Genomic DNA, 11,617 nt, shown 5'->3' with positions numbered 1-11,617 from the left:
TAGCAACATATAGGAGCTGAAGAAGTGAGTATTCAAATATTTATTTTAAGTAACTTAATGGAACAGAGCGCCTATCCATATCAACTCAAGAAAAAATTAGCTGACTTTAAAATTCTCGATTTGAATAACTCACTATCAGAAAGTCGGCTATACTATAATTTTGAATCGCTAAAAAAACAAGGTTTGATTGCAGTAGAAGAAGTACTGCATGAAGAACATCGTCCAGATAAGCAGATGTTCACGATTACAGAAAAAGGTCGTGAACAGCTCGCTGGAAAAATCTATAAAGTGTTCGAACAAGCGATTGGCATTGATGATATGATGGTTGGTTTGGGCAATCTTGAATATGTCGATTGTTATCGCGTACGTGCGATACTTGAGAAAAAGCTCGACAAGTATAAAAAGAATTGGGCGATGATTACGACATTTGATAGCGAAAAATATGTAACGACACGCTATGCGGATCTACGTACGATGATGGATGCCTATACGACGGAACGATATGAACAATTAATTCGTTATATGGAACAAATCATTGAATATGTAGAACAATACGAAAAAAAATGAGAGATGGGCGATTCAGTCCATCTCTTTTTGTTGAAAGAAATTCAGGTTTGAAATAGGTTTTGATTCACTAAAGAAGTAAAAATGGAAAAAAGATAACATTTTTTGTCCATATAGTAAGAATTATCAGAAAAATTAACGTATTGTATAAATCTGCAAAGTTCGGTATTATGGATTTAAAGAGATGTTTTATTTATTTGAAAGCTCTGATTACTATCTATAACTTAACTATATAATCTTTTTAAGTTTTAAATGTTCGTCTTATGGGCGTGGAAGGACCTTAAATTTTGAAAATATATGTCTTTCTCAATGTAAAAATGGTAATATTGTAGTGAACCTTAAACATAATGAAAAGAGGGATTAAATTGAAAATCGCAATTTCATCTGACCATGGCGGAAACAATTTACGTAAGGAGATTATGGCCTTACTAGATGAGCTAGGATTCAGTTATGAAGATTTTGGACCTCAAGACGACAGCTCTGTAGATTACCCTGATTATGCAAAACCAGTATCAGAAGGTGTTGCTTCAGGTAATTTCGATAAAGGTATTTTAATTTGTGGTACAGGCATTGGTATGTCAATCGCTGCAAATAAAGTAAAAGGAATTCGTTGTGCATTAGTACATGACGTATTCTCAGCAAAAGCTACACGTTGCCATAATGATTCAAACATTATCGCAATGGGTGAACGTGTAATCGGCCCTGGCCTTGCGCGTGAAATTGTCGCAACTTGGTTACAAACAGATTTTGAAGGTGGTCGTCATGAACGCCGCATCGAAAAAATCACTGCACTTGAAGAACAAAAATAAGCGCAATTCGTAAGGAGACATGATCATGTTAGACACAATCTCGCAAGATCTAACCATCTTATTAAATGAATTAGCAGAACAAGCCACTTTTAAAAAGGGGCAGTTATTTGTTGTCGGATGTTCCACATCTGAAGTCAAAGGTGCAAAAATCGGTACAGCAGGTGGGTTGGAAATTGCAGAAGCACTGTATCAACCACTTGAACAATTTGCAAAACAGCATGGACTCTATTTAGTATTCCAAGGCTGTGAACATATTAATCGTGCTTTAACAATGGAGAGAGAAGCAGCAGAACGCTATCAATTAGAAGAGGTTGCTGTTATTCCAGTCGTCAAAGCAGGAGGATCAATGTCAGCATATGCTTATCGTCATTTACAAGATCCCGTCGTTGTAGAGACTGTACAAGCTCATGCAGGAATTGATATCGGCCAAACATTAATCGGTATGCATTTAAAGAGGGTGGCAGTTCCTGTTAGAACATCTGTCCAACGTATTGGTGAAGCTGTTGTAACAGTTGCAAAAACTCGTTTAAAACTAGTCGGTGGAGAACGAGCAGTATATACATTAGATTAATTAATTATTTAGGGGGCAAAGAGAAATGGAAAAACTTGCAGCAAAAGATAAGGCGGTATTTAACGCAATTGAATTAGAATTTGCACGCCAACAAGAAAACATCGAGTTAATCGCTTCAGAAAATATCGTAACAAAAGCAGTAATGGAAGCACAGGGTTCTGTATTAACAAACAAATATGCAGAAGGTTATCCTGGGAAACGCTACTACGGTGGTTGTGAATTCGTAGATATCGTAGAAGATATCGCGCGTGATCGTGCAAAAGAATTATTCGGTGCAGAATACGTTAACGTACAGCCTCACTCGGGTGCACAAGCAAACATGGCAGTTTATTTCACAATTCTTGAGCAGGGCGATACAGTGCTGGGTATGAACTTAGCACATGGTGGTCACTTAACACATGGTAGCCCAGTAAACTTCTCTGGCGTTCAATATAATTTCGTAGAATACGGTGTTACAGAAGATACAAATGTAATCGACTATAACGATGTTCGCGAAAAAGCATTAGCGCACAAACCAAAATTAATCGTAGCAGGTGCTTCAGCTTACCCACGTGAAATCGACTTCGCTAAATTCCGCGAAATCGCAGACGAAGTAGGCGCATTATTCATGGTGGATATGGCACATATCGCTGGTCTTGTAGCGGCTGGTCTTCACCAAAACCCAGTACCATATGCTGATTTTGTAACAACAACAACACACAAAACATTACGTGGCCCACGTGGCGGTATGATTCTTTGTAAAGAAGAATGGGGTAAAAAGATTGACAAATCAATCTTCCCAGGAATTCAAGGTGGTCCATTAATGCACGTAATCGCAGCAAAAGCAGTAGCATTCGGTGAAGCATTACAACCAGAATTCAAAGCATACGCACAACAAGTCATCACAAACGCAAAAGTATTAGGTGAAGCACTAGAAGCTGAAGGCATCAAAACAGTTTCAGGCGGTACAGATAACCACCTATTACTATTAGATGTACGCTCACTAAACCTAACTGGTAAAGAAGCAGAAGCTTTATTAGATGAAGTACACATCACAGCGAACAAAAACGCAATTCCATTCGACCCAGAAAAACCATTCGTAACTTCAGGCGTACGTATCGGTACACCAGCGATTACATCTCGTGGTTTCAAGGAAGAAGATATGAAAGAAGTTGCTTCAATCATAGCACTTGTATTGAAAAATCCAAACGATGCAGCAATCAAGGCAGAAGCAATTACACGCGTAAAATCATTAACAGATGCACACCCAATCTACGCAGACTAATTTATAAAATGGAGAAATCGCCTGAGGGCGGTTTCTTTTTTTGTTAGGATTTTGAATTAGATTCCCTTTCGCGCGTAGAATAGTCCCTTTCAAAGAGTCGAATTCCCATTGGCGCGTAGAATAGTCCCTTTCAAAGAGTCGAATTCCCATTGGTGCGTAGAATAGTCCCTTTCAAAGAGTCGAATTCCCTTTGGCACGTAGAATAGTCCCTTTCAAAGAGTCGAATTCCCTTTCGCATGCAAAAAAGTCCCTTTCGGAAGAATAGATTCCCTTTGGTGCGCAGAATAGTCCCTTTCGGAGAGCGAGATTCCCTTTGGCGCGAGATTTAGTCCCTTTCAAAGAGCGAGATTCCCTTTGGCGCGAGATTTAGTCCCTTTCAAAGAGCGAGATTCCCTTTGGCGCGAGATTTAGTCCCTTTCAAAGAGTCGAATTCCCTTTCGCGCGTAGAATAGTCCCTTTCAAAGAGTCAAATTCCCTTTCGCGCGTAGAATAGTCCCTTTCAGATGAGAAGATTCCCTTTGGTGCGCAGAATAGTCCCTTTCAGATGAGAAGATTCCCTTTGGTGCGCAGAATAGTCCCTTTCGAAGAGTCGAATTCCCTTTGGTGCGCAGAATAGTCCCTTTCGGAAGAATAATTCTCTTTGGCACGCGAACCAGTCCCTTTTAAAAAATCTTCGTTATTCAATAGTAAGCTTCTAAAAGATATAAATTTTCGCTTTAGATTCACTCCTATTAAATAAAAGCAAATAGAATGGGGAATAGAATCATGTAGGAAGTCACGCTTTTTTGACTAAAATTCACTTTTTTATTGGAGTTTCTTCTATTATATAGATGAATTTTCAGAAATCTTATTTCGCTCTAATCCGTCACATGAAAACTTAAAATGTGTCAAAATGAGAAATGAAAATATTGACATTTGTATGCCGTTTTATTTCTGTTATAATAGTCAAGATAAACAAAAGTAGGGAGAGAACTAAAAATGGGAAAAGTATATGTATTCGACCATCCATTAATTCAACACAAATTATCATACATCCGTGATATCAATACAGGAACAAAGGAGTTTCGTGAACTAGTTGACGAAGTAGCTACATTAATGGCATTCGAAATCACACGTGATTTACAAACAGAAGAAATCGAAATTCAAACACCTGTTACAAAAACAAAAACAAAAGTATTATCAGGTAAGAAGATGGCAATCGTGCCAATCCTACGTGCTGGTTTAGGCATGGTAGATGGTATGTTAAAACTAATTCCAGCTGCAAAAGTAGCACACATTGGTTTATACCGCGATCCAGAAACTTTACAACCGGTAGAATACTACGCAAAATTCCCAGCTGATATTGAAGAACGTGAATTCATCATCGTTGATCCAATGTTAGCTACAGGTGGTTCTGCAATTGAAGCAATGAACTCACTGAAAAAACGCGGCGCGAAAAATATTCGCTTCATGTGCTTAATTGCGGCTCCAGAAGGCGTAAAAGCAATTCAAGAAGCACACCCAGAAATCGATATTTACATTGCGGCATTAGATGAAAAACTAAATGACCATGGCTATATCGTACCTGGACTAGGTGATGCAGGCGACCGTTTATTTGGTACAAAATAATACGTTGTACAGGGATGGTGCAAAAAACATGAAAAAGTGGAAAGTAATGACTGTGTTTGGTACAAGGCCGGAAGCCATTAAGATGGCGCCTCTTGTAAAAGCGTTGCAGCAAAATACAGAGCAGATTGATACAGTTGTGACGGTAACGGCGCAACACCGCGAAATGCTTGATCAAGTATTAGAAACTTTTAAGATTGTTCCAGACTATGATTTGAATATTATGAAAGAACGCCAAACACTTCTTGATGTTGCGACACGTGGACTAGAGGGTCTCGATCAAATTATGAAAGAGGCAAAACCTGATGTTGTGCTTGTGCATGGAGATACAGCGACTACATTTGTGGCGAGTTTAGCTGCTTTTTACAATCAAGTAGCGATTGGTCATGTAGAAGCTGGACTTCGTACATGGAATAAATATTCACCATATCCAGAAGAGATGAATCGTCAACTAACAGGTGTGTTAGCGGACATTCATTTTGCACCAACTGAACAAGCAAAAGAAAATCTTCTAAAAGAAAATAAAGAGCCGAACTCAATTATTGTGACAGGAAATACAGCGATTGATGCATTAGCGACAACTGTTGCAGATGACTATACACATCCTGTACTTGAAGCAATTGGTGACAATCGAATGGTTCTATTAACTGCACACCGACGTGAAAACTTGGGTGAACCGATGGAAAATATGTTCCGCGCGATTCATCGCATTTTAGATGAACATGAAGACGTGCAAGTGGTTTATCCGATGCACTTAAATCCTGCGGTTCGTGACACAGCGCGTGCAATTTTAGGATCGCATGAACGCGTTCATCTAATTGAACCGCTTGAAGTATTTGACTTCCATAATTTCGCATCGCACTCATATATGATTCTAACGGATTCAGGTGGGATTCAAGAAGAAGCACCGTCACTGGGTAAACCAGTTCTCGTGCTACGAGATACGACGGAGCGACCAGAAGGAATTGAAGCAGGAACACTCAAGCTTGCTGGAGTGGAAGAAGAGACCATTTATGATTTAACAAAAGAATTATTGACGGATAGTGCATTATACAATCAAATGGCGCAAGCATCGAATCCGTATGGTGACGGGCATGCATCAGAGCGTATTGTAGAGGCATTAATCTCTTTTCTAGAAAAATAAAAAACAAAAACTACTCGAACAGCTAGAATACGAATATTCTTAGTCGAGTAGTCTTTGTTTTTAAAGTTAAATCGAGAAATAAAGAACATTTCCAAGTTTTTTCTTAAATTTGTCGACTATTTGACAAAAGTGTACAGGTTGTGAAGTTTTTATGCAGAACCAATTGACATGAAATATTCACTATTGTATGCTAACAAAGGGTAAGAATGATAAGGGTTTCTATGTCTGAATATCAAGCCGTACCTCTTTTTTTTATGGAGTTTGGTTATTGACGTATAAGGCAAATCCCTAGCTTTTGACTCTTTTAACGTTTTCGGACGTGTAAAGGTTCTTATATGGAGCGATGGTACTTCATTAAATGTTAGCTAATAATACATAATAAGTTTCCGATTAAGTTAAGCAATGCTTACTTTGGTAACGGTTACCCTTAATATGTTCCACAATTAGCTACGTTCCATCCGGTGGTCAGCTTTATATCCATCATTCGAAAAAAAGATTCAGGAGACTAAAGACCAAATGGTAGAAATGCATCGGATTTTTAAAAAGCAGGTAATAGGTTTTATTATTTTGCTAATCGTTTGTGCAATCGGCTGGGGCTTTACATCGTACCACGCGTTATTCGCAGGTCTCGCATTAGGTGCCCTTTGTGGTCTATTTAATTTTTGGAACCTGGTCCGAAGAATGGAAAGCTTTGATCGTAAGACACGTCAGGGACAAAAGGTTAAGTCCTTAGGTACCCTTATTCGCTACGGATCAGCTTTACTTGCAGCAGCAGTTGCAATAACTTGGTCTGAGTATTTTAACGTAGCTAGTACTGTCGTTGGATTAATGATTCCGTACATTCTACTTTTTGTAGATAGGATCATAGTTCAGTTGAAAAACTAAATAAGCAAAGCGCATGTGAAAGAGAGGTGAACGAACAAGTGGAACATAAAAATCCTTATTTTGAAATAGCTGGTTTAGGCTTCAATACAGCAGACGTCATGATGTTATTAATCACAGCAGTGATTGTATTCATTATTGCGGTTGTATCAACACGAAAACTTCAGTTAAAGCCAACTGGTATGCAAAACTTCATGGAGTGGGTTATGGACTTCGTGAAAGGCATCATCTCAAACAACATGGACTGGAAGACAGGTGGTCAATTCCACATCTTAGGTATTACATTAATCATGTTTATCTTTGTAGCGAACATGCTAGGTCTACCATTCTCAATTTCTGTAGATGGTTACTTATGGTGGAAATCACCAACAGCAGATCCGGTTGTTACACTAACATTAGCTGTTATGATTCTTGTCTTAACAAACTACTATGGTGTAAAAGCACAAGGTATGAAAGGATACTTGAAGACATTCGTGTCTCCAATGAGTTTCTTACTACCAATTAAGATTATTGAAGAACTTGCAAATACATTAACTCTTGGTCTACGACTTTACGGTAACATTTTTGCCGGGGAGGTATTATTAGGATTATTGGCAGGTCTGGCTACAGCGTGGTCAGGTGCTGGTTTCTTAGCAGCTTTCATTCCAATGATGGCATGGCAAGCATTCTCAGTATTTATTGGAGCAATCCAATCATTCATCTTCGTTATGTTAACAATGGTTTACATGTCTCACAAAGTGAGCAAAGACCATTAATTAATTATAAACCAGTTAATTCGTATTCATTAGGGATTAGCTAAACAACAAAAAAATATCATATTTCCAAGGAGGAAAATTTACAATGGGTTTAGGTTTAATCGCAGCAGCAATCGCAGTTGGTCTAGGTGCACTAGGTGCAGGTATTGGTAACGGTCTTATCGTAGGTCGTACAGTTGAAGGGATCGCTCGTCAACCAGAATTACGTGGAGTATTACAAACAACAATGTTCATCGGTGTCGCTTTAGTAGAGGCATTACCAATCATCGCAGTAGTTATCGCGTTCATCGTAATGAACAAATAATTTGTCTTCAATGTTTCTTGGCGAAGTCTTAATTAGTTGAGTCACTTCGCCTTTCATTTATATCGGTTTCATTACTGATATAAATTCCTTTAGACTACAAATCTTAAACAAGATTCAATTATAAAAAAAATTTCAATTGACTCTAAGCTCTTGAAGGGAGTGAAACAATCGTGTTATTAGATTATTTAGTGCTAGGTTCCGCAGCGGGCCAAAACCAATACGGTACAATTTTAGCAACGTTAGTAGTATTCGTAGTATTAATGCTTCTTCTTAAAAAATTCGCATGGGGTCCACTTATGGGAATTATGCAACAACGTGAAGAATTAGTTGCATACGAAATCGAATCAGCTGAAAAAAGTCGTAAAGAAGCACATGAATTATTAGAAGAACAACGTAGCCTTCTTAAAGAAGCTCGTACAGAAGCGCAAGCGATTGTGGAGAACGCTAAACAACAAGCAATTCTTCAAAAAGAAGAAATTGTTTCATCAGCTAAAGCTGAAGCAGTTCGTTTACAAGAATCAGCGAAACGTGATATTGAGAGCGAAAAAGAAAAAGCTATCGCAGCTGTTCGTGAAGAAGTGGTTTCACTATCTGTACTGGCAGCAACTAAAGTTCTTAACAAAGAAGTTTCTACAGAAGATAATCGTACGCTTATCGAAGAAACGATTGCGAAGGCAGGGGAAGCTCGATGAGTCAATCCATTGCAGCGAATCGCTATGCTAAAGCCTTATATGAATTGGCAAAGGAAAAAAACGTAGTTGCTGAAACAGTAGCTGACTTACGTGAAGTAAGAATCGTTTTTACAGAGTCTAAGGATTTATTCAATCTTTTAGTAGCTCCTAACCTAACAACAGAGAAAAAATTTGAACTAATTGATTCAATTTTTTCATCTGTACAACCAATTATTGTCGATGCACTAAAAGTTATCTTAGTTAATAACCGAATCGACGAAACTGTAAGTGTGATTGATTCGTTTATCCGCATTGCGAATGATGAGTCAGGTGTAGAAGATGCAATTGTGTATTCTACAGAAGCGCTTACTGAAGATCAACTTGAACGAATCTCAACAACTTTTGCTAAGCAAGTTGGTAAAGATTCATTAAATATTACAAACGAAATTGATTCATCATTAATTGGTGGAATCAAATTAATCATTGGAAACCGAATTTACGATAATACAATCGTAAGCAAAGTGAACGGTTTACGTCGTGCATTACTAGGTTAATCCAAAATTATTGTGAGAGGTAGAGGTGACAAACGTGGGCATCAAAGCTGAAGAAATCAGTGTTCTTATTAAACAGCAGATGGAAAATTTCCAATCTGAGATGCAAGTTAGCGAAGTTGGTACAGTCATCAGTGTCGGTGATGGTATCGCTCGTGCTCATGGTCTTGACAATGCCATGTCTGGGGAATTATTAGAATTCTCTAATGGTGTTCTTGGGTTGGCTCAAAACCTAGAAGAAAATAATGTAGGTATCGTTATTTTAGGTCCAACACAAGGCATTACAGAAGGCGACGAAGTTCGTCGTACAGGTCGTATTATGGAAGTACCAGTTGGTGAAGAACTAATTGGTCGTGTAGTAAATACATTAGGTTTACCAGTTGATGGATTAGGTCCAATCAACACTACTAAAACTCGTCCAATCGAAAGCCCAGCTTTCGGTGTAATGGCTCGTAAATCAGTAGACCAACCTTTACAAACAGGAATCAAAGCGATTGACGCACTTGTTCCAATCGGTCGTGGTCAACGTGAGTTAATCATCGGTGACCGTCAAGTTGGTAAAACTTCAATCGCAATCGATACAATTTTAAACCAAGCAGACCAAGATATGATTTGTATCTACGTTGCAATTGGTCAAAAAGAATCTACTGTACGTAACGTTGTAGAAACTCTACGCGCACACGGTGCATTAGATTACACTATCGTACTTACTGCGTCAGCATCTTCTCCATCTCCAATGTTATACCTAGCTCCTTATGCTGGTGTATCAATGGCTGAAGAATTAATGCTACAAGGTAAAGACGTATTAATCGTATATGATGATCTTTCTAAGCAAGCAGCAGCTTACCGTGAGCTTTCATTATTATTACGTCGTCCTCCAGGTCGTGAAGCTTACCCTGGTGATGTATTCTACCTACACAGTCGTTTATTAGAACGTGCAGCTCGTCTTAACGAAAGATACGGTGGTGGTTCAATCACTGCATTACCATTCGTTGAAACTCAAGCTGGTGATATCGGTGCGTACATCCCAACAAACGTAATCTCAATTACGGATGGACAAATCTTCTTACAAGCTAACTTATTCAACTCTGGTGTACGTCCTGCGATCAACCCAGGTTTATCAGTATCTCGTGTTGGTGGTTCTGCACAAATTAAAGCAATGAAAAAAGTTGCCGGTACGCTACGTCTTGACTTAGCTACATTCCGTGAACTTGAGTCATTCGCTCAATTCGGTTCAGACTTAGATGCAGCTACAACTGCTAAACTTGAGCGTGGTAAACGTACAGTAGAAGTTCTAAAACAAGATCTAAACAAACCATTAAAAGTTGAGCGTCAAGTTGCAATCATCTACGCTTTAACAAAAGGTTTCTTAGATGATATCCCTGTACATGACATCGTTCGTTTCGAAAACGAATTTAACTTATGGTTAGATGCTAACGATGCAAACCACAAAAACGTTTTAGGTACAATTCGTGAAACTAAAGGCCTTCCAGCTGATGAAGATATGAAATCAACTATTGAAGCATTCAAGAAAACTTTCGCAATCTCAGAAGAAGCTTAATTTAGTGAAAACGAACTTTTAAAAAAACGGTAAGGTGGTGAAATACCAGTGGCAACATTACGTGAGGTAAAACAACGTATTAACTCTACAAAATCTACAAGTAAAATCACATCAGCGATGCACTTAGTATCATCTTCTAAGATGTCACGTGCAGAGCGAAATGCGAAAAAGTACGTACCTTATATGGCTAAAATTCAAGAAGTAGTAGCTGCAATCGCTCAAGGAACATCGAGTGCTTCTCACCCGATGCTAATTGAACGCCCAGTTAAGAAAAGCGCATATTTAATTATCGCTTCTGACCGTGGTTTAGCAGGTGCTTACAACACGAATGTAATCCGTACTGCATTAAACGGTATGGAAAAACGTGGCCAAAAGAAAGAAGACGTAGTCATCTTTGCAATAGGTCGTACAGTAGCTGATTTCTTTAAGAAAACAGGCTACACAGTTGTGGACGCAGAAATTGGTCTTCCAGATCAACCTGCATTTGCAGATATTAAAGCGATTGCTCGTAAAGCTGTTGGTATGTTCACAGATGGCACATATGATGAAATCTACATGTGTTATAGCCATTTTGTAAGTGCTATTTCTAGCGAATTAGTTGAGAAAAAGTTACTTCCAATCACTGATATCGCGCCAGCTACTTCTACTGCATCTTATGAATTCGAACCATCAGGTGACGAAATTCTAGAAGTATTGCTTCCACAATACGCAGAAAGTTTAGTATATGGTGCGTTACTAGATGCTAAAGCTAGTGAACATGCTGCACGTATGACAGCAATGAAAAACGCTACAGATAACGCTAAAGAATTAATTGATGACTTAACAGTCTTGTATAACCGTGCACGTCAAGCGGCTATTACACAGGAAATTACAGAAATCGTAGGTGGAGCTGCAGCCTTAGAATAGGCTAAGCTTCATCTCAAACTGTAATAGTTT

The 11,617-nt window shown here is 38.6% G+C and carries 13 protein-coding genes; all 13 read left to right on the top strand.

The window, feature by feature from the left end; genetic code table 11:
- The first annotated feature begins 24 nt into the window (after positions 1-24).
- The 13 genes from ACKVQX_RS03335 to atpG all read left to right on the top strand — a co-directional run bounded on the left by ACKVQX_RS03335 (position 25) and on the right by atpG (position 11,587).
- Positions 25-567, top strand: a complete 543-nt coding sequence (locus ACKVQX_RS03335; protein WP_338838557.1) for a PadR family transcriptional regulator — start codon at positions 25-27, stop codon at positions 565-567.
- 362 nt (positions 568-929) lie between these two features.
- On the top strand, positions 930-1,373 hold the full coding sequence (gene rpiB / locus ACKVQX_RS03330; RefSeq protein WP_068455885.1) for a ribose 5-phosphate isomerase B: 444 nt from the start codon (positions 930-932) through the stop codon (positions 1,371-1,373).
- Between the two features lie 25 nt (positions 1,374-1,398).
- Complete coding sequence (locus ACKVQX_RS03325) at positions 1,399-1,944, top strand: TIGR01440 family protein (RefSeq protein WP_087682503.1); 546 nt, start codon at positions 1,399-1,401, stop codon at positions 1,942-1,944.
- A 25-nt stretch (positions 1,945-1,969) separates the two neighbouring features.
- Positions 1,970-3,208, top strand: a complete 1,239-nt coding sequence (gene glyA, locus ACKVQX_RS03320) for a serine hydroxymethyltransferase (protein ID WP_068455879.1) — start codon at positions 1,970-1,972, stop codon at positions 3,206-3,208.
- A gap of 978 nt (positions 3,209-4,186) precedes the next feature.
- A complete protein-coding gene (gene upp, locus ACKVQX_RS03315; RefSeq protein WP_068455876.1) occupies positions 4,187-4,816 on the top strand; it encodes a uracil phosphoribosyltransferase in 630 nt (209 codons plus the stop codon).
- 28 nt (positions 4,817-4,844) lie between these two features.
- Positions 4,845-5,957, top strand: a complete 1,113-nt coding sequence (gene wecB / locus ACKVQX_RS03310; protein ID WP_087682504.1) for a non-hydrolyzing UDP-N-acetylglucosamine 2-epimerase — start codon at positions 4,845-4,847, stop codon at positions 5,955-5,957.
- Between the two features lie 516 nt (positions 5,958-6,473).
- Positions 6,474-6,842 (top strand): ATP synthase subunit I, encoded by a 369-nt coding sequence (locus tag ACKVQX_RS03305; RefSeq protein WP_068455870.1) that lies wholly within the window; start codon positions 6,474-6,476, stop codon positions 6,840-6,842.
- Positions 6,843-6,880: 38 nt separating this feature from the next.
- A complete protein-coding gene (gene atpB / locus ACKVQX_RS03300; protein ID WP_068455867.1) occupies positions 6,881-7,594 on the top strand; it encodes a F0F1 ATP synthase subunit A in 714 nt (237 codons plus the stop codon).
- Between the two features lie 85 nt (positions 7,595-7,679).
- Positions 7,680-7,898 carry a F0F1 ATP synthase subunit C gene (gene atpE, locus ACKVQX_RS03295; RefSeq protein WP_068455864.1) on the top strand — a complete coding sequence of 73 codons (219 nt, stop codon included), beginning with the start codon at positions 7,680-7,682 and terminating at the stop codon, positions 7,896-7,898.
- Positions 7,899-8,068: 170 nt separating this feature from the next.
- Entirely contained in the window at positions 8,069-8,590 is a 522-nt protein-coding gene (gene atpF / locus ACKVQX_RS03290) for a F0F1 ATP synthase subunit B (RefSeq protein WP_068455861.1), read from the top strand.
- Positions 8,587-9,123, top strand: a complete 537-nt coding sequence (locus ACKVQX_RS03285; RefSeq protein WP_068455859.1) for a F0F1 ATP synthase subunit delta — start codon at positions 8,587-8,589, stop codon at positions 9,121-9,123. The genes atpF and ACKVQX_RS03285 overlap by 4 nt, the downstream gene beginning before the upstream one ends.
- A 34-nt stretch (positions 9,124-9,157) precedes the next feature.
- The gene (gene atpA / locus ACKVQX_RS03280; RefSeq protein WP_087682508.1) at positions 9,158-10,681 is read left to right on the top strand and encodes a F0F1 ATP synthase subunit alpha; all 1,524 of its coding nucleotides are present in this window, start codon (positions 9,158-9,160) and stop codon (positions 10,679-10,681) included.
- Between the two features lie 48 nt (positions 10,682-10,729).
- A complete protein-coding gene (gene atpG / locus ACKVQX_RS03275) occupies positions 10,730-11,587 on the top strand; it encodes an ATP synthase F1 subunit gamma (protein WP_087682509.1) in 858 nt (285 codons plus the stop codon).
- Positions 11,588-11,617 lie beyond the last annotated feature (30 nt).

The sequence above is a fragment of the Kurthia sp. ISK08 genome, from assembly GCF_046159805.1.
Lineage (GTDB): Bacteria > Bacillota > Bacilli > Bacillales_A > Planococcaceae > Kurthia > Kurthia gibsonii.
Note: the sequence above shows the minus strand (reverse complement) of the source record. Positions and strands in the feature narration are given on the sequence as shown.

Excerpts from the sequence above, each read along its gene's own strand:
- ACKVQX_RS03325 (WP_087682503.1), top strand. The coding sequence starts at position 1,399 with ATGTTAGACACAATCTCGCAAGATCTAACCATCTTATTAAATGAATTA.
- glyA (WP_068455879.1), top strand. The coding sequence starts at position 1,970 with ATGGAAAAACTTGCAGCAAAAGATAAGGCGGTATTTAACGCAATTGAA.
- upp (WP_068455876.1), top strand. The coding sequence starts at position 4,187 with ATGGGAAAAGTATATGTATTCGACCATCCATTAATTCAACACAAATTA.
- wecB (WP_087682504.1), top strand. The coding sequence starts at position 4,845 with ATGAAAAAGTGGAAAGTAATGACTGTGTTTGGTACAAGGCCGGAAGCC.
- ACKVQX_RS03305 (WP_068455870.1), top strand. The coding sequence starts at position 6,474 with ATGGTAGAAATGCATCGGATTTTTAAAAAGCAGGTAATAGGTTTTATT.
- atpE (WP_068455864.1), top strand. The coding sequence starts at position 7,680 with ATGGGTTTAGGTTTAATCGCAGCAGCAATCGCAGTTGGTCTAGGTGCA.
- ACKVQX_RS03285 (WP_068455859.1), top strand. The coding sequence starts at position 8,587 with ATGAGTCAATCCATTGCAGCGAATCGCTATGCTAAAGCCTTATATGAA.